Annotated in this window: 23 protein-coding genes; 8 read left to right on the forward strand and 15 right to left on the reverse strand. The window is 65.1% G+C overall.

What is annotated here, in order from left to right; genetic code table 11:
- Positions 1-140 precede the first annotated feature (140 nt).
- Positions 141-2,246 (reverse strand): S9 family peptidase, encoded by a 2,106-nt coding sequence (locus IVB40_RS01220; RefSeq protein WP_247817888.1) that lies wholly within the window; start codon positions 2,244-2,246, stop codon positions 141-143.
- Positions 2,247-2,397: 151 nt separating this feature from the next.
- Here IVB40_RS01220 and IVB40_RS01225 point away from each other — a divergent pair, with 151 nt between their 5' ends.
- Both IVB40_RS01225 and IVB40_RS01230 read left to right on the forward strand, forming a co-directional pair.
- The gene (locus IVB40_RS01225; RefSeq protein ID WP_247817889.1) at positions 2,398-3,834 is read left to right on the forward strand and encodes an MBOAT family O-acyltransferase; all 1,437 of its coding nucleotides are present in this window, start codon (positions 2,398-2,400) and stop codon (positions 3,832-3,834) included.
- The gene (locus tag IVB40_RS01230) at positions 3,834-4,940 is read left to right on the forward strand and encodes a hypothetical protein (protein ID WP_247817890.1); all 1,107 of its coding nucleotides are present in this window, start codon (positions 3,834-3,836) and stop codon (positions 4,938-4,940) included. Before IVB40_RS01225 ends, IVB40_RS01230 begins: the two co-directional genes overlap by 1 nt.
- A gap of 211 nt (positions 4,941-5,151) precedes the next feature.
- On the opposite strand, the gene IVB40_RS01235 is transcribed toward IVB40_RS01230, so the two are convergent.
- From IVB40_RS01235 to IVB40_RS01245, 3 genes are all read right to left on the reverse strand, one after another.
- Positions 5,152-6,339 carry an aminotransferase class V-fold PLP-dependent enzyme gene (locus IVB40_RS01235; RefSeq protein WP_247817891.1) on the reverse strand — a complete coding sequence of 396 codons (1,188 nt, stop codon included), beginning with the start codon at positions 6,337-6,339 and terminating at the stop codon, positions 5,152-5,154.
- A gap of 107 nt (positions 6,340-6,446) precedes the next feature.
- Positions 6,447-7,187: a thermonuclease family protein gene (locus IVB40_RS01240; protein ID WP_247363174.1), complete on the reverse strand. Its 741-nt coding sequence runs from the start codon at positions 7,185-7,187 to the stop codon at positions 6,447-6,449.
- Positions 7,188-7,398: 211 nt separating this feature from the next.
- Positions 7,399-9,126: a hypothetical protein gene (locus tag IVB40_RS01245; protein ID WP_247817892.1), complete on the reverse strand. Its 1,728-nt coding sequence runs from the start codon at positions 9,124-9,126 to the stop codon at positions 7,399-7,401.
- A gap of 425 nt (positions 9,127-9,551) precedes the next feature.
- Between IVB40_RS01245 and IVB40_RS01250 the strand changes: the two genes are divergently transcribed.
- Complete coding sequence (locus IVB40_RS01250; RefSeq protein WP_247284754.1) at positions 9,552-10,400, forward strand: caspase family protein; 849 nt, start codon at positions 9,552-9,554, stop codon at positions 10,398-10,400.
- A gap of 252 nt (positions 10,401-10,652) precedes the next feature.
- Here the strand turns inward: IVB40_RS01250 and IVB40_RS01255 are convergent, their stop codons facing one another.
- From IVB40_RS01255 to IVB40_RS35735, 3 genes are all read right to left on the reverse strand, one after another.
- Positions 10,653-11,540 (reverse strand): HlyD family efflux transporter periplasmic adaptor subunit, encoded by an 888-nt coding sequence (locus IVB40_RS01255; RefSeq protein ID WP_247817893.1) that lies wholly within the window; start codon positions 11,538-11,540, stop codon positions 10,653-10,655.
- 317 nt (positions 11,541-11,857) lie between these two features.
- Positions 11,858-12,982 (reverse strand): beta-propeller fold lactonase family protein, encoded by a 1,125-nt coding sequence (locus tag IVB40_RS01260; RefSeq protein WP_247817894.1) that lies wholly within the window; start codon positions 12,980-12,982, stop codon positions 11,858-11,860.
- A gap of 122 nt (positions 12,983-13,104) precedes the next feature.
- Positions 13,105-13,236, reverse strand: coding sequence for a hypothetical protein (locus IVB40_RS35735; RefSeq protein WP_256379024.1), 132 nt, complete (start codon positions 13,234-13,236; stop codon positions 13,105-13,107).
- Between the two features lie 138 nt (positions 13,237-13,374).
- Between IVB40_RS35735 and IVB40_RS01265 the strand changes: the two genes are divergently transcribed.
- Positions 13,375-13,551: a hypothetical protein gene (locus IVB40_RS01265; RefSeq protein WP_155809827.1), complete on the forward strand. Its 177-nt coding sequence runs from the start codon at positions 13,375-13,377 to the stop codon at positions 13,549-13,551.
- A gap of 96 nt (positions 13,552-13,647) precedes the next feature.
- Positions 13,648-13,770, forward strand: a complete 123-nt coding sequence (locus tag IVB40_RS35740) for a hypothetical protein (RefSeq protein ID WP_256379023.1) — start codon at positions 13,648-13,650, stop codon at positions 13,768-13,770.
- Positions 13,771-13,840: 70 nt separating this feature from the next.
- On the opposite strand, the gene IVB40_RS01270 is transcribed toward IVB40_RS35740, so the two are convergent.
- The 5 genes from IVB40_RS01270 to IVB40_RS01290 form a co-directional block, all read right to left on the reverse strand.
- Complete coding sequence (locus tag IVB40_RS01270) at positions 13,841-14,200, reverse strand: hypothetical protein (RefSeq protein ID WP_247432770.1); 360 nt, start codon at positions 14,198-14,200, stop codon at positions 13,841-13,843.
- 202 nt (positions 14,201-14,402) lie between these two features.
- Positions 14,403-15,320, reverse strand: coding sequence for an MBL fold metallo-hydrolase (locus tag IVB40_RS01275; RefSeq protein ID WP_247817895.1), 918 nt, complete (start codon positions 15,318-15,320; stop codon positions 14,403-14,405).
- Positions 15,321-15,412: 92 nt separating this feature from the next.
- On the reverse strand, positions 15,413-16,618 hold the full coding sequence (locus IVB40_RS01280; RefSeq protein WP_247817896.1) for an NAD(P)/FAD-dependent oxidoreductase: 1,206 nt from the start codon (positions 16,616-16,618) through the stop codon (positions 15,413-15,415).
- 101 nt (positions 16,619-16,719) lie between these two features.
- Positions 16,720-17,010 carry a hypothetical protein gene (locus IVB40_RS01285; protein ID WP_027568351.1) on the reverse strand — a complete coding sequence of 97 codons (291 nt, stop codon included), beginning with the start codon at positions 17,008-17,010 and terminating at the stop codon, positions 16,720-16,722.
- 98 nt (positions 17,011-17,108) lie between these two features.
- A complete protein-coding gene (locus IVB40_RS01290; protein ID WP_247817897.1) occupies positions 17,109-18,068 on the reverse strand; it encodes an AraC family transcriptional regulator in 960 nt (319 codons plus the stop codon).
- Here IVB40_RS01290 and IVB40_RS01295 point away from each other — a divergent pair.
- On the forward strand, positions 18,046-18,414 hold the full coding sequence (locus tag IVB40_RS01295) for a hypothetical protein (protein WP_247817898.1): 369 nt from the start codon (positions 18,046-18,048) through the stop codon (positions 18,412-18,414). The genes IVB40_RS01290 and IVB40_RS01295 overlap by 23 nt on opposite strands.
- Here IVB40_RS01295 and IVB40_RS01300 read toward each other — a convergent pair.
- Both IVB40_RS01300 and IVB40_RS01305 read right to left on the reverse strand, forming a co-directional pair.
- Positions 18,411-21,074, reverse strand: a complete 2,664-nt coding sequence (locus IVB40_RS01300; protein ID WP_027568348.1) for an EAL domain-containing protein — start codon at positions 21,072-21,074, stop codon at positions 18,411-18,413. The genes IVB40_RS01295 and IVB40_RS01300 overlap by 4 nt on opposite strands.
- Before the next feature lie 138 nt (positions 21,075-21,212).
- Positions 21,213-21,929: a hypothetical protein gene (locus tag IVB40_RS01305; RefSeq protein ID WP_247817899.1), complete on the reverse strand. Its 717-nt coding sequence runs from the start codon at positions 21,927-21,929 to the stop codon at positions 21,213-21,215.
- A 185-nt stretch (positions 21,930-22,114) separates the two neighbouring features.
- Here IVB40_RS01305 and IVB40_RS01310 point away from each other — a divergent pair, with 185 nt between their 5' ends.
- Together IVB40_RS01310 and IVB40_RS01315 are read left to right on the forward strand one after the other, a co-directional pair.
- Entirely contained in the window at positions 22,115-23,134 is a 1,020-nt protein-coding gene (locus tag IVB40_RS01310) for a LysM peptidoglycan-binding domain-containing protein (RefSeq protein ID WP_247817900.1), read from the forward strand.
- Positions 23,135-23,278: 144 nt separating this feature from the next.
- Entirely contained in the window at positions 23,279-24,568 is a 1,290-nt protein-coding gene (locus IVB40_RS01315; protein WP_247817901.1) for a Spy/CpxP family protein refolding chaperone, read from the forward strand.
- Here IVB40_RS01315 and IVB40_RS01320 read toward each other — a convergent pair whose 3' ends face one another.
- Complete coding sequence (locus IVB40_RS01320; protein WP_247817902.1) at positions 24,569-25,396, reverse strand: hypothetical protein; 828 nt, start codon at positions 25,394-25,396, stop codon at positions 24,569-24,571.
- Between the last annotated feature and the right edge of the window lie 46 nt (positions 25,397-25,442).

Here is a 25,442-nt window from a genome sequence, read left to right on the forward strand (position 1 = left end):
CCCGGCGAAGGCCGGGACCCATAACCACAGGGCGGAGTTTCGCGAAGATTCGTAATTAAGAGATTCCACGGTACGAATATCGTGCTTCATCGATCAATCACGCGGTATGGGTCCCGGCCTTCGCCGGGACGACGCTGGGCCTACACCCCGGCCTCCGCCATCCCCGCCGCCCACAGCGCGAACGCATAGACGATCGCGACTTCATCGAGCCGATTGAAGCGTCCCGAGGCGCCGCCATGGCCGGCGCCCATGTTGGTGCGGAGCAGGACCGGGCCGCCGCCGTTCATGGTCGCGCGCAGGCGCGCGATCCATTTGGCGGGCTCCCAATAAGTGACACGCGGATCGGTCAACCCGCCCATCGCCAGGATCGCCGGATAGTCTTTCGCCGCGACATTGTCGTAGGGCGAATACGACAGGATGGTGCGGAAATCCTTTTCGCTCTCGATCGGATTGCCCCATTCCGGCCATTCCGGCGGCGTCAGCGGCAGCGTGTCGTCGAGCATGGTGTTGAGTACGTCGACGAACGGCACTTCGGCGACGATGCCGGCGAACAATTCGCCGGCGCGGTTCGCCACCGCGCCCATCAGCATGCCGCCGGCCGAGCCGCCATGGCCGACGATGCGCTTTGCGCTGGTGTATTTCGTATCGATCAGTGCGCGGGCGCTGGCAGAGAAGTCGTCGAACGAATTCGTCTTCTTCTCGCGCTTGCCGTCGAGGTACCAGCCCCAGCCCTTGTCGGCGCCGCCGCGGATATGGGCGATGGCATAGACGAAGCCGCGATCGACCAGCGACAGCCGGTTGGCGCTGAACGAGGCCGGCATCGCCATGCCGTAGGAGCCGTAGCCGTAGAGCAGCAGCGGCGCCGCGCCATCGAGCGTGAGCCCGCGGCGATGGAGGATCGAGACCGGCACCTCGGCGCCGTCCTGCGCCTTCGCCATGATCCGCGTCGTGACGTAGTCGGCCGCATTATGGCCCGACGGGATCTCCTGCCGCTTGCGAAGGGTGCGCGTGCGCTTGACCATGTCGTAATCATAGACTTCCGACGGCGTCGTCATCGACGAATAGGCGAAACGCAAATTCGTCGTCTCGAACTCGTAGGAGCCCATCGTGTCGAGCGAATAGGCCGCCTCGTCGAACGCGATGGCGTGCTCGTCCTTGGTCGCGAGGTCGCGGATCACGATCGACGGCAACGCATTGGCGCGCTCCAGCCGCACCATGTGGCCGGCATAGAGATCGAGGTCGATGATGTAGATGCCGGGACGATACGGGATCAGATCGCGCCAGTTCTTGCGCTCGGGTGATGCGAGCGGCGCGGTGACGATCTTGAAGTCGATGGCGTCGTCGGCGTTGGTGAGGATGAAGAGTTCGTCGCCACGGTCGGCGAGCGAATATTGCACGCCTTCCTCGCGTGCCGCGACGAGGCGCGGCGGTGCGTCGGGATGGGCGAGGTCGATCAGCCGCTGCTCGGAGGTCTCGTGGTCGCCGCCCGCGATCACGCAGAAGCGGCCGCTGGTGCTCTCTTGCAGATGGGTGAACCAGCCTGAATCCTGTTCTTCGTAGACCAGCGTGTCGTCGGCCTGCCCAGTGCCGAGCTTATGCCGCCACACCTGCATCGGGCGGTGATTGTCGTCGAGCTTCACGTAGAAGAACGACGCGGCGTCCTTGCTCCAGACCACGCCGCCGTCGGTCTCCTCGACGACGTCGTCGAGGTCCTTGCCGGTCGCCCAGTCGCGCACGCGGATGGAGAAATATTCCGAGCCCTTGGTGTCGGCGCTCCAGGCCTGCAGCCTGTGGTCGTTCGAGTGCCGGCTGCCGCCGAATTTGAAATAGGTGTGGTCCTTGGCGAGCGCATCGCCGTCGAGCACGATGTGGCCCTCGCCGCCATCGCGCGGCATGCGGCCGAACAGCTCGTGCTGGCCGCCTTCGCGGAACTTGCGGAAATAGGCGAAGGGACCATCCGGCGACGGCACGCTGGAATCGTCTTCCTTGATCCGCCCCCGCATCTCGCGCACCAGCGTCTTCTGGAGGGCTGCGGTATGGCCGAGCAGGCTCTCGGTGTAGCTATTTTCTGCGTCGAGATATTTGCGGATGTCGGGATCGAGCACCGCGGGGTCGCGCAACACCTCCTGCCATTTCTCGTCCTTCAGCCAGGCATAGTCGTCGGTCACGGTGATCCCGTGCCGCGTGAAGGAATGCGGCCGGCGCGGGGCGACGGGGGGCTGGGAAGGTGTTTTGGCCTGTGTCACTCGATCCTCACTCAGATGCGTGTTTCACCTTATATCGCCCCGATTCCTCGAATTGCCAGCGCCACTGCGGCAAGGACTGCGCCAGCCGCCGGGTTGTTGATCGGTCCCTTCTATGCTTTAGGCTTCCTAATCCCGCCGCCGGTCCAGCCTGATGCTGTTCAATTCCTACCCGTTCATCCTGCTGTTCCTGCCGGCCGCGCTGGCTGGCTATTTCTGGCTCGGGCGGCGCAGCAATCTGGCCCCGGTGATCTGGCTGGCGGCGGCCTCGCTCGCCTTCTACGCCATCGGCAACTGGCAGTTCGTGGCCCTGTTGCTGATATCGATCGCCTTCAACTACGGCATTGGCCATCTCCTCATCGTGGCGAAGCTTGCTCCGTCGCAACGAAAGGCGGCACTTGCTCTCGGCGTCGCCGGCGATCTCCTGGTGCTTGGCATCTTCAAATATGCCGGCTTCGTCGTCGAGAACATCAATGCGCTGGCCGGCACGCATTTTGCGGTCCACATCCTGCTGCCGGTCGGCATCTCCTTCTACACCTTTACCCAGATCGCGTTCCTGGTCGATGCCTGGCGCGGACAGGTCGCGGCCTATGCGCTGCCGCATTACGCGCTGTTCGTGACCTACTTTCCGCATCTGATCGCGGGACCGATCCTTCACCACAAGGACATGATCCCGCAATTCGAACGGGAGGAAACCAAGCAGCCGCACGCGCATCTGATCCTGTGCGGAATCATCATCTTCGCAATCGGGCTGTTCAAGAAAACGTGCCTCGCCGACGGCATCCAGCCGCTGGTCGCGCTCGCCTTCGATGCGCGCGCGCCGAGTTTCGACCAGGCATGGCTTGGTGCACTCGCCTACACCTTCCAGCTCTATTTCGACTTCTCGGGCTATTCCGACATGGCGATCGGAATATCGCTGATGTTCGGCATCTTCCTGCCGGTTAATTTCAACTCGCCCTACAAGGCCACCAGCATCGTCGAGTTCTGGCGGCGCTGGCACATGACGCTGTCGCACTTCCTGCGCGACTATCTCTACATCCCGCTCGGCGGCAACCGTCGCGGCCGCGTGCTGCGCTACGTCAACTTGCTGCTCACGATGTTGCTCGGCGGGCTCTGGCATGGCGCGGCCTGGACGTTTGTCATTTGGGGCGCGCTGCATGGCGCCTATCTCTGCGTCAATCACGCTTTCAATGCGCTGGTGCCGAATGTTCCAAAACTGCTCGCGCGCCCAGCTCGCGCCGCCGGAGCCGTGCTGACATTTCTCGCCGTTGTTGTCGCCTGGGTATTCTTCCGCGCCGAACGGGTTGATTGGGCCATGCGGATTCTGAATGCGATGGCCGATCCCTCGAATATCGCCTTCGGGCGCGAGGAGATTGCGGCGTCGGTGATGGTTGCAATTTATGCCGCGCTGGTGTGGCTGGCGCCGAACACGCAAGGAATCATGGGGTACGACCACGCCAATCGCAGGGTCGGCGAGGGCCTCATGGCCGGACGGATGCGGCCGCTGGTCCTGTATGGTGCGTCGCTGGTGCTTGCGTTCGGGATTTTGGGCATCCAGAGCCACAGCGAATTCATCTATTTCCGGTTCTGATGCGAGGCGCGTTCACACATCCAGGGCGTCTTCTCCTCGCGAGCATCGCGTGCGTGCTAGGCGCGGCTGCGCTCACCTATGTCATCGATCCCCTGCAACTGTTTCGCCCCTCGCGCCTCGTCGCGCCGTTCTATTCCGATGACACGCGCGTGCAGAATGCCGGGCTGATCCGCAGCCAGCCGTTCGACACCGCCTTCATGGGCACCTCGCTCGCGATCCATTTCCGCCAGAGCGATATCGACCATGCGCTGGGCGTGCACTCGCTCAAGCTGGCGATGACCGGCTCCAATTCGCGCCAGCAGGGGTTTGTGCTGGAGCAGGCAATCGACCGCGGCGCAAAGCGCGTGATCTGGGCGATGGACGATTTCATCTTTGTCGATGCGGCCGACATCGAGACCGATCCTTATCTCTCCGCCGATCTCTATCGCGGGACGGCAAAAGGCATCGCGTCCTACCTGTTCAGCGCGGCGATGGCGAAGGAATCCCTGTTTGCGCTGCTGCGGTCGGTTCCGCCGCTGCGGCAGCCGCTGACTCGGGCCGCGCCTTATCTGCCGATCAAGTTCGCGCTGCCTGATGTCGATGACATCTATGCGTTGCCGCGCGATATCGACGTGGCGCGCGCCTACAATGCGAAAAGGACGCTCGCGGCTTTCGCCTATATCACCGATCCCGTACGCAGCCGCTTTCTTGGTGAAGGCTATCGTCATGACGCCATGGTGCGGCATTTCGAGCGTGACGCCGTCAGTCTGATCGCGCGCCATCCGGACGTGACCTTCGACATCTACTTCCCGCCCTATTCGATCCTGCAATTCGTCGCGATGCGCGATGCTTCGCCTGCGACGCTGAAGATCGTCACCGATCTCACGGCCGTCATTGCGCAGCGCCTGACGCAGCTCCCCAATGTGCGTCTATACGATTTCCGGGCGATCAAGGACGTGACGCACGATTTCGACAATTACGGCGACGTCATCCACCATTCGCCGGTCATCGATGCGAAGGTGCTGTCGTGGCTGGCGCGTGAGCAGTATCGGGTCGATCCGAAGGCGCCGCTTGCGTCATTGGAGGCGTTGAAGGCGCAGGTCGAGGCGTATCGCTTGCCGCGGTGAAGCGTTGGCCGCTGCCAATATGAAGCCACAGCGCAGCCAAACAGTCCGCCGTCGTCCCGGCGAAGGCCGGGACCCATAACCCCAGGGAGGAGTTTGGCGAAGATTCGCAGTTAAAGCTCTTTCCGCGGTACGGACACCGTACGTCACGGATGGATCACGCGGTATGGGTCCCGGCCTTCGCCGGGACGACAGCGGAGTTTCCGGCTTGCGCCTACACCGCCACCTCTTCGCCGAGATATGCGACCGCTGCCTCGAGCCCGCCTTTGCCGTGCGGGATCTTCAGCGCGTTCAGCCCGACCTCGATCACCCCCAACGTGCCGAGCAGCATCGGGGCGTTGACGTGGCCCATATGGGCGATGCGGAAGGCTTGCCCCGAGAGATCGCCGATGCCGGTGCCGAGCACCACGCCGCACTTCTCCTTGCAATAGCGTTGCAGGATTGCCGGATCGTGGCCATTGCTCATGGTCACCGTGGTCACGGTGTTAGAGCGTTCGCTGGCTTCCGCGACGTTGAAGCCGAGCACCTGGCCTTCGGACCACGCGCCAACCGCGCGTCGTGCGGCCTCGCCGAGCAGGCTGTGGCGGCGGAAGGCGTTCTCCAGTCCCTCCTCGTGCAGCAGGTCGATCGCCTGGCGCAGCGCGAACAGCAGATGGACCGGCGCGGTGCCGGCATATTTGCGATAATGCTCGCTGCCCTCGCGCTCGCTCCAGCTCCAATAGGGCGTGCTCATATTGGCCGTCTTCTGGACCTCGAGCGCACGCGCGTTGGCCGCGACGAAGCCGAGGCCGGGCGGCGTCATCAGGCCCTTTTGCGAGCCCGACATCGCAACGTCGATGCCCCATTTGTCCATTTCGAACGGCATGCAGCCGAGCGAGGCCACAGTGTCGACCATGTACAGCGCCGGATGGCCGCTCGCCTTGATCGCCTTGCCGATCGCCTCGATGTCGTTCTGCACGCCGGACGCCGTGTCGACCTGGACGACGACGACGGCCTTGATGGTGTGCTCCTTGTCGCGGCGCAGGCGCTCCTCGACTTCGTGCGGCCGCACCGCGCGGCGCCAGTCGCCCTTGAGCACCTCGACCTCGGCACCCATCAGCGCTGCGGCATGGCCCCAGCCGATTGCAAACCGTCCGCTTTCGAGCACCAGCACCTTGTCGCCGCGCGACAGCACGTTGCTCAATGCTGCTTCCCAGGCGCCGTGACCGTTGGCGATGTAGATGTAGGACTTGCCCTTGGTCGCAAACAGTTTCGAGATGTCGCTGAGCAGGCTCTCGGTCAGATCGGTCATCTGTTTGGAGTAGATGTCGATCGCCGGACGATGCATCGCCCGCAGCACCTCGTCGGGCATATTGGTGGGCCCGGGGATGGCCAGAAATTCCCGGCCCGCGCGAACGGTCATTGCTGTTGGTCCTTGTTGCCTGAGAACAGGATGGTGGGTCGCTGATTCACACTTTTACGCGGCGCTGCGGTGCAAGAAAAGGCCGGAAAACGCAGGTCTGACGTGGGTTATCTCTTAGTCTCGCGGCAGCCCGCATCTTCGGCTTCCTCCACCGAGCAGAACCAGCGCGTGCCCTTGCTGATCTTCATCTTGATCTGCGCATACCAGCGGCTGGTCGGCCGGTGATAGATGCACTCGCCGGCGGAGTTGACATTGCCCTTGATGGTGCAGTCCGGCGAGGGCGCGACCGGGCCCGAGGCCGAAGCGAGCAGGATCGCATGCGCGCCGTCGGGCGGCTTGGTGGCGCCGAGGATGGTGGTCTTCTTGTTGCGCTCGCGCCAGTCCCAGGGCGCGATGAAGGCGCCCTGCCACATACCGGCCTTGGCCTCCCGCGCGGCCTTCTCGTCCGCCTCATAGTCGTGCGACATGCGGGTGTAGGCCAGCGCCCAGCCTGCGCGCACCAGCCATTTCTGGATATCCTCGCCGCCGACATCGCAGCGCGCCACGGTGCGGCCGCGCCGGTCGATCGACCTCGCATGGCAGACCCAGTTCTTGCCGTCGGCGTATTTGGCGAGCTCGTCGCGGGCCGCGATGCCGCATGTCCAGCGCTCGCCCTTGTTGTTGAGGCAGAGCTGGTCGACCGCGGGCGCGTCGATGCCGCCGAGCCTGATCCGCGTGTTGCCGATCGTCACGGCGTCGCCGGCGCGAACCTTAGCGGTGCCGGTGATGTCGGCGGCCTCAGCCGGCGACGGCAAGCCGGGCAAGGAGAAGCCAAGCAATGACAGCGCAATCAGGAATTTTCGCAACATGCCGGTCCGCGTGTGATGAAAATTGCGATAGACCTCGCAATTGTGGTCGGCTTTTGTCCGCCCGGCCAGCATATGCCTGGCAGTTGGGCTTTCAACTTACTGTCATCGGGCGAAGTTTGTAGGGCGGGTTAGCCGAAGGCGTAACCCACCTCTTTCGTCTCCACGGTGGCGGAAGTGGTGGGTTACGCTTCGCTAACCCGCCCTACGAAACCTAGCCCCGCGCCATCGCCCGCTTGGCCACCGCCAGCCCCATCAGCACGAACGCCGACGTGACCTCAGGCCCGCCGACCAAAATCCGCGTCGGCGTCTTCATCTTGTTCCATTCATAAGCGCGGAACGGGCCGCGGCGACCGCCTTCGCCGAGGCTGGCGACGATCACGTTCAGCGCCGGTGCAAAGGCGCGCGGGTCGGCGCCGAGATGGCCGAGCGCGATCAGGGCGAGCGCTGCGTCGAACACGTTCATCTCGGCGGCCATCAGCTCGCTCTTGACGTAGGAGAGCACGCGGTGGCGGATGAAATCGAAATCGCCGTCGGGATCGATGATCGCCTGCGCCGCCAGCGGCAGCGCCAGGAAGGCGGCGTAGCAGCGGCCGAAATAGGCGCTGTAGAGCTCCGGCAAATAATAGATGTGCGAGCGCGGATTGGCGAAGGCGCCGCTCGCCGCCAGCCGCTTCTGGAAGCCGATGATGCGATGAACGGTGGCAAGCCGCGCCGGCGTTTCCAATACTTTCCAGCGCGCGAGATTGCGGAAGCTGACCTCGAGAATGTCGAGATTGAGCGTCGGATCGAGATCATTGCCATAGGGCCGCTCGCCCTTGAGATTGTCGATCCAGGTCGCAACCCCGCCCTCATAGTCGATATTGTCGTTGATCGGCACGGTCACGCGCGGCTCGTTGACGCCCGCCTGTACCTGATAGCCCGCGTAGAAATCCAGCAGCGGCTGGTCGAGGATCGGATCGGTGCAGCCGGCTTGCGTCGCCGCGGAGATCGAGCACGCCGTGGTGTCGCAATCCGGCACGTAGACGCCGAAACCGAGGTCCTGCTTGATCTGGGCGAAGTAGCGCGAGAAGCGCGGATGCGGAGCGGGCGCGAGCGCGGTGATGACGTTGAACCGCGCGCCGTCGATGCCCTCGACCTCTTCGCGGCTGATGTTGACGCAGAAATCGACCATGTCGGCGACGGCGCGCTCCGCCGACATCTTGTCGGCGGACGAGGCCAGACCGGTCTCGACGTAGCTCAACAGCGCCTCGATGAAGAACGCGTCGTAATAGGCCGAGCGGTGGCGGATCTGCACCGGCTCCCACATCGGTTCGGCAACCCCTCGCCAGGGCGGATTGACGACTGCGCGCGCCGGCGATCGCGCGATGAAGACGCGGGCGAGGTTGAACAGCAGCGAGGAGTTCTTGTAGCCGCGCGCGTTGAGGCCCGTGAGCGCCAAGGTCAGCTCGCGCCCGCGGAAATCGGGATCGCCGATCAGGTTGAACGCGGCGTAGGTCGGCAGAAAGCCATTCTTGCGGTACGAGCCCAGCAGATGCTGGGCGCAGTCGCGGATCACGCCGTCGATCTGCGATGGTTGCGGCATGGCGCCGGTGAACATGGCCGGCGGCGGCTTGGGATGATCAAGCGCGATGCTGTCGACGAGATCGGCGACGGGCTGGCCGACCGCCGCCCAATCGGGCTCGGCCTCGTCGCGGGCGCGCACCAGCGCGTGGCGCAGCTGGGCCAGTTTGCCTTCGTCGCGCAGCTCGGGCAGTCCGGCCCGGCGGAGCAGCACCCGCAGTGCGGGATTGCCGAGCGCGGTCTTGTAGAACTTGGCCAGATGCGGATCGCCGCTGGCCGCAACAGACAGTACGGGATCGCAGACGTCGTAAAGCGAGGGGCCGTCCTTCCGCGCCGTCAGCGCCCGGCAGGCGGCGCCGGCAAAATATTGAAAGCTCATGAAATAACCTGGTCGCGGGAATTGGCCGGGGGGCCGGCCGGCACGCTCCCAGCCGCGTGCCACCCCCTGCAAGTCGTTGAAAAAGCTACCCGGATTCGCAGGAAATACAAATGTGATAACAGTCACAGAAAAAGCCGGCACGGAGCCTGCATAATCGGGCTCCGGAAGGCTACGGGGACGCAAAAAAATCACATATTGGGCGATGAAAATTAATCCACGTTTCCAGAGACTTAGGTCAAATTTTCGGCGATCTATTGCGGGGGAGGCGATATCCGGTTAAGGCTTTGTTTGGTGCGGCGCCGCAAATTGCGCGCAATTCGGGGGCACACCCCCGGCCAATCCCTCAAACCCAAAGACGCTATCGCGCTACTCAAACAGTGTGCGCGTGCTTGGCTGGTCTTTGGCACTGACAGGAATGACGCGAGATGAATGTAACGCAGCTCGACATTTCCCGACGCACGATCGCGGTGGCCGCAGCCCTCATCGGCACGGTCTCGCTCGTGATCGGCGCCCATGCTGCCCTCAACATGCGGGCGCTCGATGCCGCCAAGGCCGTTTCGACCGACCAGGTCACCGGCTCGATCGGCCAGGCCTCGCGTCTCGCCCTCGTCATCGGCAATGGGCACTACCCCGACGCCAACGCGCCGCTGACGCAGTCGATCAACGACGCCCGCGCGCTGTCCTCGTCGCTGCGCAAGAACGGTTTTGACGTCGACATGGTGGAAGACGCGACCAAGGACGACATGGTCCGCGCCGTCAATCGCCTGAAGTCCCGGATCAAGCGCGACACCGTCGTCATGCTGTTCTTCGGTGGCTACGGCGTGCAGGCCGGCCGCGAGAGCTACATGCTGCCGGTCGATGCCGTGATCTGGAAGGAAAGCGATGTCCGCCGTCACGGCGTCTCCATCGAGGGCGTGCTCGACATGATGAAGGAGCAGGGCGCCAAGGCCAAGCTCGTCGTGGTCGACGCCTCCCGCCGCAATCCCTATGAGCGCCGCTTCCGCTCCTACAGCCACGGCCTCGCGCCGATCAGCGCGACCGACAATGCGCTGATCCTCTCCTCGGCTTCGCCCGGCAAGGTCGTCGACGACGGCAAGGGCGAGCACAGCGTGCTGGTCAGCGAGTTCCTCAACAACCTCAATGCGCAGGGCAGCGCCGAGAGCGTCTTCAACAAGACCCGCCTTGCGATCTCCCGCGCCAGCGAAGGCGACCAGGTCCCGACCGTCTCCTCCTCGCTGCTCGAGGACGTCCATTTCGGCGAAGCCGGCGGCTAGTTTTTCTTAGGTCTTGTAGGGTGGGCAAAGGCGCAACGCGCCGTGCCCACCATCTTTCCAACATTTCGATAGAAGACGCGGTCGATAGAAGACGTGGGGACGCTTCGCTTTGCCCACCCTACGATCTGCGTGTTTAACGTACATCTGCCTCTCCACCGTCATTGCGAGCGCAGCGAAGCAATCCAGAATCTTGCCGCGGAAAGATTCTGGATCGCTTCGTCGCTTTGCTCCTCGCAATGACGATCGTGGCGATTACTTCGCCGCTTCCGCGGCCATCACCGTGCGCACCGGATCGCCTTCGCGCAGCAGCGCGCCGGCGCGGGCGACGACGATATCGCCTTCGTTGAGGCCGTCGCGGATCTCGATATTGCCGCCCGACATCAGTCCGACCTCGACGCGCTTGGTCTCGACGCGGTTGCGGCGGATCACCTGCACGACGGTGCCGGCGGAGGAATACTGCACCGAGGTCAGCGGCACCGCGACGTTGCAGCTCTGGCCCGACTTGATCAGCGCACGGCCGCTCGCATTCAGCAACAGCCGCTTCTGCGCGGAAATGCCGATATAGACCATGCCCTGCTGGATGTTCGGCTCGACCGTCGGGCCGATGCGGCGCACCTTGCCGTCGATATCGCCGGCGCCGGCGATGCGCACGGTCGCCACCTGGTTGACCGCGAGCTTGCGCATATCGCTGGTCGCGACGAGGGCGACGAGATCGTACTCGCTGCGCGCCACGATCGTGAACAGCGCCTCGCCCTTGGCAGAGGCGAGGTTGCCGATCTGCGCGGTCGACGTCGCGATCACGCCAGCGACGGGGGCGGTGACCTGAAGCGTGCCGCCCTCGGGCAGTGCGAGCCGCGCCAGCACCTGGCCTGCGGTGGTGGTGTCGCCGGCTTCCGCCAGCACCTCCGTCACCTTCAGGCCGGGCCGCTCCGGCCGCACCGAGCTTGCCTCGCGCGCGATGATCGTGCCGGTGCCCTCGACGATGTCGGAGAAACAGGATTTTGCGACCTTCAGCACCGTGACCGCCGGCCCCTTGGGCGCGTCGTCATCGGCGGCGGCAGCGGGCCGGGCCGACAGCAACAGCAGTCCGGCGAGCGTAACGAGATGTCTGGAAACAGAACGCGCAGGCAATGAACGCATGGGTCATTCCGGTTGGGGCCTTGACGGCCTCATCGTTAGCAGAAGCGATCGCTGCGAGCCAATGGCACATCAGGGCCGGCCGGATGAGAATGCCGCCGCAGCACGGGCGGCGCGATGTCGCCCGTTGATTTAGTCTTCGGGACCGGCGCCAAGGTTCGCTGTCTTCTACCGTCCCGGCGGCCATCCTTCGAGACGCCCGCCTGCGGCGGGCCCTCGGGATGAGGTCGTGCTTCGCGGCGCGATGTCAGGCCCTCATGGTGAGGAGACGCGGGCGTCTCGAACCATGCAGGCCGAACTCGTCCCGCAGGGGAGCGGTCTCACGGCAGGCTCAAGAACTCCACCCAGTTCGGCTTCTTGCCGGTGGCGTAGGATTTCAGCTTGGCGAGTGCCCCGCTGCTCTGGTCGATGGCATAGACCGTCATGCTGTCGGAGAGCTCGCCCACTGCGGCAAGGTAGCGCCCGCCGGGATCGATGTGGAAGCCGCGCGGCTGCTTCTCGGTCGGCACGCTGCCGATCGTGGTCAGCTTGCCATTTGTCGCATCGACCTTGTAGGCGGTGAGCGTGCTGGTGGTACGCTCGGAGGCGTAGAGGAAACGGCCGTCGGGGGTGACGTGGATGTCGGCGGCCCAGGGCTTTCCGGTAAATCCTTCTGGCAACGCGCTGGTGCGCTGGATCTCGTCCCATGCGCCCCCCTTGGCCTCATAGGCGAACGCCGCGACGTCGCCGTTCAGCTCGTGGAGGAGATAGACGAACTTGCCGTTGGGGTGGAACACGAAATGCCGCGGCCCCGATTTCTCCGGCACCTTGTGAGCCGGCGGATCGCTCGGCGTGAGCGTGCCGGTCGTAGCATCGAACGTGAAGGCCAGGATCTGGTCGGAGCCGAGATTGGTCGCGAACGCGAAGCGGTTGTCGGGCGAGGGCAGGAAAGCGTGCGCGTTCAGCCCGGTCGGGATCACCTGCTTTGGCTCGCCTGCGACGCCGTTGGCGAGCAGCGGATTCAGCGCGACCTTGTTGCCGCCATAGGAGGCGCTGAACAGGAATTTGCCGACGCGGTCGATGGCGATATTGGCCATGCTGTCGGCGAGTGGGCCGTTGCCGATATGGCTGAGCTGGCCCGTCTTGGGATCGATCGCAAAGCTCACCGCAACGAACGGTTGCGAGCGGACACCGGCGATCAGCACGCGATGATCGGGCGTGATCGCGAGCGGCGTCGAGGAGCCGGGCTTTTCGACGCCGGTGAAAACGGCCGTCTGCACGGGCGTCATCTCGCCGCTCTCGGCCATCTTGAACACACTGATGTCGTTACTGTCGGCATTGCCGACATAGGCGAAGGTCTCGGCCATGCCGGGGCGGACTCCAGAAATGAGAGTGAGGAAAGCGAGCGTGGTGGCGATCGCGGCACGGGGTACGCCGGATCTGATGCGTCGGGTCGATCTCACCATGGGGGTCCTCCTGGATGCCGGTGCGGCATTTGTCGTTTTGCCGGCGAGGATAGCGGCAGCCGCCCCGCCGCACCAAACTCCAATTGGGATCGATCGATGCCGAAATGGTATCGGTGGGAGATCTACCGTATCGCCGCTGTGCGGGAGGGCAGATGGGGCCCGGGCGGGACGTGGGGCGGCCCGAGCACGGTCCACACGGTGACCGCGAGCAGCGCGCAGGTCAGGATCGTCCAGGCGACGAGTGGCTTCCGCATCAGGCCGTATCCGTCAGTCATATGAATGAGAATGCTCCCGGGGGCGGGTGTGGCTATCGTGCACTGCAAATCGCGGCGATCCTATGAACTCGTTCACAGCCGAACCGAACCAATGCCGCGCGAGCGCATTGAACCGGCATGCCCCGTGAAAACGATCTCGAAGGTAAGCCCGACATGGGCGGCAAGCATGGCGGTCAGGCCGGCCAGCCCAAGCTGCCGCCGCGCCCGCGTCAGGGCGAGCGCGACGAGGACGTCGTGGCAAAGCGCCACACCGGCCAAACCGATCCCAACTCCGCGCCGACCAAACCAAAATAGCACCTCGCCCGCGCCGCCCGCGCACTGGGAACGGCAGCCTCGCCTTGCCGTTACCCTGATCCCGCGGGCGGAGCAGATCGAAACGGAGGCTGGCACGTGTTTTGGATTTATTGGGACACCGCCTGGTCGCTCATCATCAGCGGCATCATGTTCGCGACCATCGTCGCGCATCCCGATGCCGAGTTCGTCGAGATCCACGCGGCCAAGCAGGTCAAGTGAGCCCGCGCCGGCCGATTCAGCGGCGCATCATCGTATGCTGGGCCGAGCCGGGACATCAGAACTCAAAATCTCAAGTCATGCTGCCCGGCATGAAGCAGCGGATCTTGGCGCGGCCGTTGACGTAATACGGCCAGACCATGGTGCGGCCGGCGCGGTTCGGCTCGGTGATCACGGTGTCGTCGGGCACCTCGATCCAGTCGCCCAGGAGTCGCACGCGATAATGTCCGTTGCTCGTGTCCCAGTCGACATCGTCCAGCGCGGTGCCGTCGGCGTCGGCGCAGCAGGGACCGCCGCCCTTGCTGTGCAGGCTCTCGAACCAGCCCTTGAGGGGAGAGTTTGCGTAGCGACCGTCGTCACGGGCCTGCACGGATGGGCCGATCATGGCAGTTACCGCTACGAGAGTGACCATCCTGAATGCCGCGATCGCCATATCGCCTCGCTCGATCTCGCGCGCGCACGAGCGCAGACGAAGAGCCGCCTGCGCGGCACGTGACGCAATGCTGGCTGTCGCCGCCGACCGGTTCCAGCCGTCTCAGCGGGGCGATAACCGCGAGGGTCGATGTTTGATCCTATTTTCAAGGGCGCGGACCTATCGAGTCCGCGCCCTGCTTCAGCTCTGACCCGGCAAGCGGTCAATAGTCCCAGAACACCGGCACCCAACGGAAGGCGTCGCCGTCGGCAGCCACCCGACCCACGGACGGGAACGGCAGGTGCGTGGCCACCAGCATTTCGCCGGTCTCGGCAAGCTGTCGCAACAGACGAACGCGAACGCGCGCGGCCTCCTCGGGGTCGTGCTCGAAACCGTTGTGCCAGTCGGGTTGCTCGAACCCGACGGCAAACACGGCGTCGCCGGCGAATGTCAGCGCGTCGTCGCCGGCCGCCATGCGAACCACGCTGTGTCCGGGGGTGTGACCGCCGGTGCGACGGGCGACGACGCCAGGCGCAATCTCTTGCTCGTCATCGAACAGCCGCAGCTGACTGCCGTACTCCTTCAGGAACCGCTTGGCGGTCGATCGCAGCGCGTCCGGGAACCCTTCCGGCATGGCAGTGCGGGAGAAATCAGGCGCTTCCCAGAACTTGACCTCTGCGGCCGCGACGTGAATCCGCAGGTCCTTGCGCAGCTGCTGCTTCACGCCGTCGACCAGCAGCCCGCCAATGTGGTCCATGTGCAGATGGGTGAGCACCAGATCGGTTACCGCCGAAAGATCGATGCCCGCGGCCGCCAGTCGCCTGATCAACTGCCCGGCGCGCGGCAAGTTCAAGTTCGGGTCCGAGCCCAGCCCGGCGTCGATGAGGATGGTCTTGCCGCCGCTGCGGACCATGACGGCGTTCAGCGCCCAGTCGAAAGCATCCTGCGGCAGGAACATGTCGTGCAGCCAGGTCGCTCGCACCGCCGGGTCGGCGTTGTGCGCGAGCATTGTGGTCGGCAGCGGCAGCACGCCGTCGCTCACCACCAGCACGTCGATCTCGCCGATCTTCAGCGCGTAGCGCGACGGAACGAGCTCTTCGGGTCCCGATGACACGGGATACGAGGTGTTGTGCAGATTCATGTTGGTCTCCTGTTTCAAAGATAGGGGCTTCCGGCTGGTGGTCGAGCAGGCAGCGCCGCCGGGGGAGTGCGCAGCCGTGATCGCTTGGTGCGCTAGAGGCTGGTCACTCGTTCCGGATCGGCCGACGCGAGCGCCAGGGCGCGCTCCGCCTTCGGCGGATAGATCCAGACGGTGTTGATCTCACGCTTGGTCTTCTTGGCGACGTCGCCGACCAGCTCGACCTTGCGCTCCCATCCGCGTGTGAACAGCGCGCCGGCTTCGCCGAGGTCCAGGCAGGTGACGTAGGCCTTCTGGTGGTAGGGCCTGGTCGGAACGCCAAGCAATTCGGCCGCGGCATTGTTGCCGGCAAAGGCGCCCATTCGCGTGGCGTGCTGGCACGACATCAGTGCGTAACTGCCCTCGTCGTCGCAGGCGGCGCGTGCTGCGTCGCCGGCCGCGAAGACACCCTGAACGCCTGGCACCTGCAAGCAGCGATCGACCAGCAACCGTCCGAAATTGTCGCGCTCGGCGGGAATCTGCCCGGTCAGCGGCGCTGCACGCATGCCCGCCGCCCAGATCACCGTCTCGGTTTCGATGTGCTCACCGCTGGACAAGGTGACGCCGGTCTCGTCGAGCGCGGCGACGCCGGCACCGAGCCGTGTCTCGACGCCAATCTTGCGCAAGGCTTCCTCGATGACGGGGCGGGCGCTTGCACCCATGTCGGGTGCGATCGCAGTGTTGCGATCGACGATGACGACGCGCGTCCTGGCGTTGGGGCCCAGGATTTCGCGCAGTCGCGCCGGTATTTCGGTGGCCGCCTCGATCCCGGTGAAGCCGCCGCCGGCGACGACGACCGTGTCGCGTCCGTTCACGGCAGGCCGCTCCGCGAGGCCATGCAGATGCTTGTCGAGCGCAACGGCATCGTTGAGCGAATCGACGCTGAAGCCGTGCTCGGCGAGGCCCGGAATGTTCGGACGGAATAGCCGGCTGCCGGTGGTCACAACCAGGCGGTCGTAGGACACCGTCCTTCGCGGGCCCTTCGCGGGCGTGATCTGCACCGTTCGGGCCTCGGTGTTGATCGTCTCGGCGCTGCCCTGAATGTAGTCGACGTCGATCGCCTCGAGGACCTCGAGCAGCGGGGCCGTCAGGGTTTCCGGCTTCGGCTCGTAGAGCCGCGGACGGACCACCAGCGTCGGCTCCGGGGAGACGATCGCGATCTGCAGATCTTGCGGCGAGACGCCCCGGATGTCGCGCAGTCGCGCTGCGGAAAGGGCGGCGTACATGCCGGCGAAGCCGGCGCCGATGATGACGAGTCGCATGGATTTTCTCCTTGGTTGCTGTTCGAAAGACCGCGCGCGACCGCGCTGCTGCGTTCAGGGCAGCGGCCGGCGTCGGCGCGTGGGTGGGTAGGGTCGCTGGCTTAGGGCCCGATGCAGCGTGCCATCACCGATCTCGGCGGCTGGCCGTAGCCCAAGACGACGGGCTGAAGCTCACCTCGACTCCAGTCCTGATAGGGAAGCCCGGGGCCATTTCGGATCATGATGGAAACGGGCGGCTGTGCCGGGTGCATGTTGTAAGCCGGAATTTCCACTTCCTCGCCCGTCGCCGACGTGAAGCGAACGGCCAGCGAGAGTCCGTACAAGGTCGCGGTTGCGAGGCTCCGGCGGCGTGATGAGATCAACCGTCGACTGACGAAGTTTTTCCAGGTCATCTTTGGTCTCCCTCGATTGGTCTGGACATGGAGATGATGTAGCCGACCCGATTTGCCGTTGCCCCAGCGCGATTGCCGTCGCTGTCGAGAGATTGCTGCTAACGCATGCGCCTGCGCCAATCGCTCGGCGTCTCGCCCGTCAGCTTCTTGAATGCCGCGGCGAAGGCGGTCTGCGAGGAATAACCAAGCGCCGCGGCGACCGAGACGATCGATTCGTCGCTCTCCCGCAGCATGTTCATGGCCTGCTCGAGCCGGTGCTGGCGAAGCCAGGCATGCGGCGACAGCCCGGTGCTCTCCTTGAAGGACCGGCAGAAATGAAAGCGCGACAAACCTGCATCGGACGCCAGCGCATCGAGCGAGACGTCCGCTTCGCTGTCGGAGCGCAATCGTTCGATCGCACGGAGCAGGACCTTCGGCGCCAGTCCGCCCATGGTCGGCTGGAACGTGGTTGGCGACCCTACATGCGCAGCCAAAAGGCGCGTGGCCAGAAGATCCGTGAGCTGATGCCGGAATAGCGTATCAAGGACGCCATGGCTCTCTAGCGAATCCGCCGCGCTCAGGAGCAGTCGGGACGTGATCGTGTCGGGATGCGCCGTTCGCTCAATCAATTCGGCGGGCCCGGCGGTCCCGGCCTCGCCGGCGATGCGCTGCAGCGTTGCGTCGGGAAGGTAAAGCTGCACGACGTCGACGGGCTTCGGAATGTCCCATCGGGAGCTCGACCCTTCCGGAACGATGTTCACGACCCCCGGACGAAACGTGCCGATCGCGATCGATCTTCCCGAGCGCCGCTCTATGCGCTGCATCACGCCTTTATGCGCCATGATCACGTGGTGGCGCATGGGCTCGACGACGTCGTGCAGCGGATCATGCTTCCAGTGCGCGATACCGGCACCGGAGGAGTCCAGCGCCATGCGAAACGGCTGGGTCCTGAGCACGCGCGCCATCTCCCCGTCGGCGGCGCGCCGCTCGGACGTCGAGCGGTCGTCAGGCTGTGCGTCGGGTGCGGGCGGCAAGCCCTTGTGCGAGGGATTGCGCATGAGTGCAGTGTTCCCGGTCATGGTGTGGCTCCTGCTGATCAGCTCGGGCTTTCGATCAGTCGTCCGTATTTGTACGGAACGGCGCGTGTTCTATGCGCCGCGGTTGCGGTGCGTATTTCCTGAACCCGCCATGCTTTGTCCGATCCTGCTCCAAGCCGGCCCGCGCTTTCGCGAACGCACGGTGAGCGGCCGGGGAGGAGAAGTGCTTGTGAGAAAAGGGCGCAGGCCGCCACACGGCCGCCACATCGATGTCGCGATCGGGCACGCTCGTGGCGTGGAACGGTTGGATTTCAAGACGGACAAGCCTTGCCCGGCGCGGCGACAAATCCTCCAAACGGAGGCGACGGCGATGACCGGGGTGCGCTAGGCCGCGGCCGCCTGTGCCGACAACAGCTGCTTCAGTTTCGCCGCCGGCACGGCCGGGCTGAACAGCCAGCCCTGCATCTGGCTGCATCCGAGCTGGAGCAGCACCGCGCGCTGCGCTTCCGTCTCGACGCCTTCGGCGGTCGTCGCCATGTGGCGGGCGGCGGCCATGTGCACCACCGCCTGCACGATCGGCGAGGAATCTTCAGACTGGCCGATGTCGCAGATGAAGCTGCGGTCGATTTTGATCTTGTCGAACGGGAAGCGATGCAAATAGCTCAGCGACGAATAGCCGGTGCCGAAATCGTCGAGCGCAATGCGCACGCCGAGCTCGCGCAGCTGCTGCAGGATCGTCAGCGCCTCCTGGTCGTCGCGGATCAGGACCGTCTCGGTGATCTCGAGCTCGAGCCGTCCGGGTGCGAGACCGGACTCGGCGAGCGCGGCTGCGACCTTCAGCGCCAGCGTCCGCGAGCGGAACTGCACCGGTGAAACATTGACCGCGATGTGGATGTCGCCGGGCCAGGAGGCGGCCTCGGTGCAGGCCTGCCTCAGCACCCATTCGCCAATCTCGCCGATCAATCCGGTCTCTTCCGCAACCGGGATGAAGTCGGCGGGCGAGACCATGCCGCGCTCCGGATGGTGCCACCGCAGCAGCGCTTCGCAGCCGGTGACCACGTTGGCCGCAAGATCGACCAGCGGCTGGTAGTGCACCTCGAACTCGCCGCGGGCCAGCGCCTGGCGCAGATCGAACTCGAGCTGGCGGCGCAGCCGCGCCTTGGCGTCGTATGCGGGCGCGAAAACGCGGAAGGTGCGGCGGCCCTCGGATTTCGCCGCATACATCGCGAGATCCGCGCGCTTGAGCAAATCGTCGAGATTGTCGCCGTGGTCGGGCGCGATCGCGATGCCGATGCTGGCATCGGTCGGGATTTCCTGGCCATTGTAGTTTACGGGCGCGCGCAGCGCCTTCAGGATCTGCTCGGCCAGCGCCGTCAGCTCGGCCACGTCGCGGGTGCCGGCCTTGACGATTGCGAATTCGTCGCCACCCAACCGTGCCACCATGTCGTTGCCGCTGATGCAGGCGCGCAGGCGGTTCGCGACCTGGCGCAGCAGCTCGTCGCCGACCTCGTGTCCCAGCGAATCGTTGACGCCCTTGAACTCGTCGACGTCGATATAGAGGATCGCGAACGGCTTGCCCTGGGCAAGCTCCGCGACACGCCGCTCCAGATGGCCGCGCATCAGCACGCGGTTGGGCAGGTCGGTCAGCGCGTCGTAATGCGCCATATGCGCGATGCGCTCGTCGGCGCGAATGCGCTCGGTGACGTCGTCATGGGTCGCGAGCCAGCCGCCGGCGGCGCCGGGCTGGTTCTTGATCTCGATCAGGCGGCCATCGGAGGTCTCGACGATCGTGCTCTGCGTCTGCCCGGCATTGCCCAAAATGCCGTCGCAATAGGAATCGACGTCGCCGTGGAACGAACCCGTGTCGTGGCGGTGCTGGATCACTTGGCGGAAATACGCGCCGGGCTTCACCACGTCGGCCGATAGGCCATACATCTCGATGTAGCGCCGGTTGCAGACGATCAGCCGCTCGTCCTGGTCAAACATCAGGAGACCCTGCGTCATCGTGTTCATCGCGGTGTCGAGCTGGTGCTTCTCCACGGCGAGCCGGCGGGTCATCTGGCGGAAGATGAAATAGAGCGTGAGCACGAGTAGGCCGATCGACAGCACGGCTACGGCCACGAAGAATTTGGTTTGCGTGTGCCATGTCGCCAGCGTCGCATCCAGCGACCTGGTCGCAACCACGACCAGCGGCTCGCCGGTCAGGAGGCGTGCGGCGACGATGCGATCCTTGCCGTCGATCGGACTTGCGAGCTGGGTCGTGACGAAGGTGCGCTCGAACACCGCCATCTGCTCGGACGTTCCATTGCGGAAATTCTGCCCGATCATCGCGTCCACATGCGGAACGCGCGCGAGCAACTGGCCGTTCTGGTGGTGCATCGCGATCGAGGATTCCTCGCCGAGCCCGCTCGAGGCGAAGAAGGATTCGAGTTGGTCCGGCGCGATCGCGCGCGACACCAGCCCAAGGAATTCGCCGTGAGGACCGGAGACGCGGCGCGCGAACACGATCGCCGGTCCGCTGCCCAACCGTCCGGGCACGACCTCGACCTCCTCCTGCGAAGCCGGGTCGTTCTTGAGGCGATTGAAATAGCCGCGGTCGGCGACCGAGACATCGGCGACCGGCCAGCGCCGCGACGAGTTGATCAGCACGCCCTTGGCGTCGAACAAATTGGCGCCGGCAACGTCCGACCAGCCGCTGGCTCTGGCGCGCAGCACTTCGTGCACGGCGAGCGTGCCCATCTCGCTGCGGAAGACATCAGCGGACTCGATGCCGTGGCTTTCGAGCTCGGCGATGATGCTCTTCTGCAGCACCGCGAAGTCCTCGAACTCGCGGTCGAAATGGCGGGCAAGCAACCGGACCGCGCTCTCAAGGCTGTCGCGGCCGCTTTCGATTGCATTCTGCCGGAAGCGGTCGACGGTAAGCGCGGTGCCGATCGCCATTGCGGCCATCAGCACGAAGCCGCCTGCGATCAGCCATGTCAGCGGCGCGCCGCGCCAACGGCGCAGCAACGCGCGCATGCGCGCGCTCCATCGGATCGATGTGCCCATGCAGCCCTCCCGTGGGATGCAAGATGCGGCAAAACCGACAAGACCGCGTTACCAGTAAGGGTTAGGAAAACATGAATCGAAGCGTAATCAGAGGGTTGGTTCCATCGCTGTCTGAAGGCGCGGTGGGCCATGGTTCCCTCAGCGTCGGATTTCCCATCTCAACGCTTCCGCATTGGTCTTGTTCAACATCGCCGGCACGTCGAAGGTCCCGGTCTTGAGATCATAGCGGCAGCGCCAGTCGGCCAACCCCTTCACGGCGACGTTCTTCGGGTGCTTGTCCATTTCACCCGACAGCGAGATGACGAGGTAACGGTTGTCCGGCCAGTGCACGCCGAGGCCGCGATAAGCCTCTTCGGTGCCTTTCACGAGATTGGCCGAAATGTGGTAGTCGAGCTTCATCTTCCCGGTGTCCGGGCGGCTGTGGAAATAGGCCCAGGCCAAGTCGCTGAACGGCGTCTTCGTCGCGCTGACGAAGGCGCCTTTCTCGACATGGTAGAGATAGAGGTCCTGCTCGCCGGAGCCGGTCTTCTGCATCCGCACCAGCCATTGCGAGTCGGGCGTGAAGCGGAAGCCGGCGCCGTAACCCTGCTCGGGCTTCAGCTCCGTCATCTGTTCGCCACGCCTCGCCCAGGCCTGCCATTTGACGTCCAAATCCCCGCTGTCCTTCATGTACTGCTCGATCCCAGTGGCGCCGTCGGGCGAGGTGAAGGCGAGATCGGCATTGTCGGTGAGGATGTAATCCGGCGGCGGGCCGGACGCGGCGAGCCCCGGAGTTGCGGCCAGCGTCGGGGCAAGCGCGAGCCCCACCACCAGCCCAAGTACCGGCAATTGTGCGGGACGGCAAAATGCGTTCACGGTGAAAATTCCTCGAGAAAAATACCGCGATGCGGCCTCGATCATTTGACGTCGGCGGGGGTGCGCCGGTTCATCCCCGGCGCCGGCTCATCATCCTATCGACCGTCTTGCTGCCGTGGCTAAAACGGCGCACCTTGCCGGCTCGATTGATTTGCAAGGTTCTTCCTGATCAAGGCTCGTTTCCGATGGTGACCGCATCCAAGGCCTTCATTGCATTCTGTCTGCTCGCGGTGGGCGGCACCGTGCTGGTGATCGGCCCCACCGAGCTGCGTCGCCTGCTGCCGATAGGGGCGAAGACCGACATCGCCGCCAAGCCGGAACCCAAGGTCGAGCCCAAGGTCGAATCCAAGCCGGAACTCAAGCCGGAAGAGCCCAAGCTCGCCGCGGTCGCGCCGCCGGCGCCAGCTGCATCTCCGGCGCCGGCCCCCGAACCGAAGGCGGGTGCATTGGCTGAAACCCAGAAGCAGGTCACGGCCGCGCTTGCCGATCTTGCACCGGTCAAGCCGCCGCCGGCGGTTGCCGATACCGGCCCCCGTTTCGACGTCGCGCGCGTCGATGACCACGGCGAGGCGGCGGTGATCGCGGGCCAGGCGACGCCGGGCGCCAAGGTCGAGCTGCTGCGCGACGGCAAGCCGATCGACACGGTGGTGGCGGATGCGTCGGGCCAATTCGTGATGATGCCGCCGCAGCTTCCCGCCGGTTCCTATGAGCTCACCCTGCGGGCGAAATCGCCTGACGGCACCGTCACGCAATCCGGCCGCAGCATGCCGGTGGTGATCGCCGAAGCCGCGCCGCCGCCCGCGCGCCCTGCACCGGCCGCGAGGCAAGAGACGAAGCAGGAAGCGAAGGCCGAGAAGCCCGACGACAAGTCGGATGTGGTGGCATCTTTATCGGACAGGCCTGCGGCCCGGCCGAGATTGATGGGCGCACCGAAACCAAAGGGCGGGTCGGGGGTCATGGCGCGGGCGCCCGCGGCCACGACCGTTGCATCGGCCTCGCCGGCGGAAATCGTCAGTGGTGCACCGGCGGAAACAGGCGGCAGCCGGGTAATCTCCCGCGGCGACAGCCTGTGGGCGCTCAGCCGGCTCGCTTACGGCGACGGCGCCCGCTTTGCCGTGATCTACAACGCCAACCGCGCCAAGATCCATAATCCGAATCTGATCTATCCCGGCCAGACCTTCGTGCTGCCGCAGAAGGCGGAGTGACGGCGCATCGGCTCTGCCCCGGTGCGCGTTGCGACGCTTTGCCCTGTGCGCTTCCGGAACATTTGGTTCCCTCGCGCGTCGTTGTGATGCGACGCGATGCGCGCTTGGCGCCGGAGGAGGGCCAAGGTGGACAGGTCAGTGGTCATGTCGAGATCACGCTTGGCGCTCAGGCCAAGGCTGGGGCCGGCGCTATCAGGCGCAACCCTCGTGATTCTGGCGGTTCTGTTGCCAGGTCGCGCCGAGGCGCAGTTCGGCTTCCGCGGCGGCCCGCTCGGTGTTGCGCGCTTTGCCGTCGGCCACATGATCGGCATGTCTCGCTTGCGCCATGCCCGCATGGCGGTGCGGGGCAGCCGATACCGCTCCGCAGCGTTGAGGTCGCAAGATCCTCGCGGCGCAGAGCGCGGCCAGCCTGCGAATCCTTACGTCCTCCGTGCCGCAATGACGGCGCAAGCTGCTTTGGCGGGATGGCACGGCGGCCGCCGTCCGCAGGGCTGGTGGCGTCATCCCGACGGCAGCTACGGCTGGGTCGGCCCGGTGTTCTGGCCGTTCGCGCATGACGATCTCACCACCGCAATCATCCTCGGCGATACGACCAGCCTCTCGCTCTATGGCTATGGCGACATCTATGCCGCGATCTTCGCGCCCTATGCGGCCACCCAGCTTGCCGCCTACACCGCGCCGCACGGCCGGCGCGGACGGCGAGTCCCGACCGCGGAGACGGTCTGCGATGCCAGCGACACCGGCGGCCTGCCGGTCGATCGCATTGCCGCTATCGTGCAGCCGAATGAATTGCAGCGCACTGCGCTCGACGAGCTCGCGACCGCGTGGGCATCCGCGCGCGACACCATCCGCGCCGCCTGTCCGGCGCAGGTCCCCGCGACGGCGATGGAGCGCCTCGGCCTGATGCGCGAGCGCATCGAGGCCATGATCAAGGCGACGGACGCGGTCGCACCTTCGCTGGCAAAATTCGTCGATCTCCTCGACGACGACCAGAGAGCCAAGCTCGACGGCCTGGCCAAGGACCGCCGCGCCGCGCTTGCAGCGATGCAGCAAAAGAATCCCCAGGCGGCATCGGCCTGCCAGGCGGACAGCGATCCCCGCTACGACGAGAAGCTGCAGCGCCAATACGAGCAGCTCATTCAGCAGCAATGGCCCGCGGCCGAGATCGCCTCCACGCTCAAGCTCGACGACACCGCCCGCGCCCGCCTCGACGTGCTCCAGGATACCACGCTGCGCACCATGGAAACGCTGAGCGCCTGTCCGTCACAGGCCGCACCGACACCACAGGCCCGCCTCACCGCCGCGAAGGCGCGGCTGGAGACTATGCTGCAGGCGGTGAATGGCGTCAGTGACGCGCTCGACGATTTCGAGGCCGACTTAAGCGACGAGCAGAAGGCGGGGTTCGAGGCGATCGGGCCGAAGCGCGGCGTGTGATCACCCGCAGGCCCACTCGAACTTCATGTCCTTGAAGTCGAGCTGCGCGTTGCCGCTGCCGAAATTGTAGCCGCCGAAATATTCCTCGAACTCGATGTAGAACGGGCTCATCTCAGGCACCGCCTGGCAGGGCCGCATGGTGCCGCCGAGATGGTTGTGGGCGTGGTCCTTGCCCCAGTCGTGCGAGCGGAAATTCTCGGTGGTCGGGACGCCGTCGATAAAGTAGTAGTAGGACTGATAGTCGCTCGGCGGATTGCGCGGGAGGTGCGGGTCCTGCGGGGCCTTGCCGGCATTGGGATCGGTCGCGCGCGGCATCAAGGCGATCGCGAGGTTCTCCGCCAGGTCACCCCGCGGAGGGCCGGCGAACATCTTCTGCGCGTAAGGCGCCGCGGATTCGAAGAAAGCGCTGGCGCCGCCGACATCGAGCCAGCGCGGCCGCTCCGCCGTCGCAAGCGGAAGCGGCGCGGGCGGCGTCGCGAACGGGCCCTCGTACTCATGCTTCGTCAGCAGCAGCGCGGCATATTCGTAATCAAGGATGTCGGTCATGCGCGAAAGCCGCGGATGCGCTGGTCGCGCCAGCACGGCCTCGCGAATCTCGGGATCGTCGGGTGCCCCGCCGTCATTGTGATCTGGTGCGGTAGCGAAGAACGACACCGCGACGATATCCTCGCCGTGTACGCGATAATCCTTCGGCAGCAGAAGTGTAAAACCATGCATCAGCGGAAACCCGGTGACTGGGTCGAGCGGCCATTGCTCGCTCGTGATGCCCGGCGGCAGGCCGTAGACCCAGCCATGATCACGCGCGCGATCGGCGGGCCGGTCCAGCATCTGCAAATCATACGCACGCGACGGCAAGGCAAGCGCCACAGGTCGG

The organism is Bradyrhizobium sp. 40 (genome assembly GCF_023100925.1).
Lineage (GTDB): Bacteria > Pseudomonadota > Alphaproteobacteria > Rhizobiales > Xanthobacteraceae > Bradyrhizobium.

What these genes read in the sequence shown, in the direction of transcription:
- IVB40_RS01225 (WP_247817889.1), top strand. Translation starts at nt 2,398, where the DNA reads ATGCTGTTCAATTCCTACCCGTTCATCCTGCTGTTCCTGCCGGCCGCG.
- IVB40_RS01230 (WP_247817890.1), top strand. Translation starts at nt 3,834, where the DNA reads ATGCGAGGCGCGTTCACACATCCAGGGCGTCTTCTCCTCGCGAGCATC.
- IVB40_RS01235 (WP_247817891.1), bottom strand. Translation starts at nt 6,339, where the DNA reads ATGACCGTTCGCGCGGGCCGGGAATTTCTGGCCATCCCCGGGCCCACC.
- IVB40_RS01240 (WP_247363174.1), bottom strand. Translation starts at nt 7,187, where the DNA reads ATGTTGCGAAAATTCCTGATTGCGCTGTCATTGCTTGGCTTCTCCTTG.
- IVB40_RS01245 (WP_247817892.1), bottom strand. Translation starts at nt 9,126, where the DNA reads ATGAGCTTTCAATATTTTGCCGGCGCCGCCTGCCGGGCGCTGACGGCG.
- IVB40_RS01250 (WP_247284754.1), top strand. Translation starts at nt 9,552, where the DNA reads ATGAATGTAACGCAGCTCGACATTTCCCGACGCACGATCGCGGTGGCC.
- IVB40_RS01255 (WP_247817893.1), bottom strand. Translation starts at nt 11,540, where the DNA reads ATGCGTTCATTGCCTGCGCGTTCTGTTTCCAGACATCTCGTTACGCTC.
- IVB40_RS01260 (WP_247817894.1), bottom strand. Translation starts at nt 12,982, where the DNA reads ATGGTGAGATCGACCCGACGCATCAGATCCGGCGTACCCCGTGCCGCG.
- IVB40_RS35735 (WP_256379024.1), bottom strand. Translation starts at nt 13,236, where the DNA reads ATGCGGAAGCCACTCGTCGCCTGGACGATCCTGACCTGCGCGCTGCTC.
- IVB40_RS01265 (WP_155809827.1), top strand. Translation starts at nt 13,375, where the DNA reads ATGCCCCGTGAAAACGATCTCGAAGGTAAGCCCGACATGGGCGGCAAG.
- IVB40_RS01270 (WP_247432770.1), bottom strand. Translation starts at nt 14,200, where the DNA reads ATGGCGATCGCGGCATTCAGGATGGTCACTCTCGTAGCGGTAACTGCC.
- IVB40_RS01275 (WP_247817895.1), bottom strand. Translation starts at nt 15,320, where the DNA reads ATGAATCTGCACAACACCTCGTATCCCGTGTCATCGGGACCCGAAGAG.
- IVB40_RS01280 (WP_247817896.1), bottom strand. Translation starts at nt 16,618, where the DNA reads ATGCGACTCGTCATCATCGGCGCCGGCTTCGCCGGCATGTACGCCGCC.
- IVB40_RS01285 (WP_027568351.1), bottom strand. Translation starts at nt 17,010, where the DNA reads ATGACCTGGAAAAACTTCGTCAGTCGACGGTTGATCTCATCACGCCGC.
- IVB40_RS01295 (WP_247817898.1), top strand. Translation starts at nt 18,046, where the DNA reads ATGAGTGCAGTGTTCCCGGTCATGGTGTGGCTCCTGCTGATCAGCTCG.
- IVB40_RS01290 (WP_247817897.1), bottom strand. Translation starts at nt 18,068, where the DNA reads ATGACCGGGAACACTGCACTCATGCGCAATCCCTCGCACAAGGGCTTG.
- IVB40_RS01300 (WP_027568348.1), bottom strand. Translation starts at nt 21,074, where the DNA reads ATGGGCACATCGATCCGATGGAGCGCGCGCATGCGCGCGTTGCTGCGC.
- IVB40_RS01310 (WP_247817900.1), top strand. Translation starts at nt 22,115, where the DNA reads ATGGTGACCGCATCCAAGGCCTTCATTGCATTCTGTCTGCTCGCGGTG.
- IVB40_RS01315 (WP_247817901.1), top strand. Translation starts at nt 23,279, where the DNA reads ATGTCGAGATCACGCTTGGCGCTCAGGCCAAGGCTGGGGCCGGCGCTA.
- IVB40_RS01320 (WP_247817902.1), bottom strand. Translation starts at nt 25,396, where the DNA reads ATGCTGGACCGGCCCGCCGATCGCGCGCGTGATCATGGCTGGGTCTAC.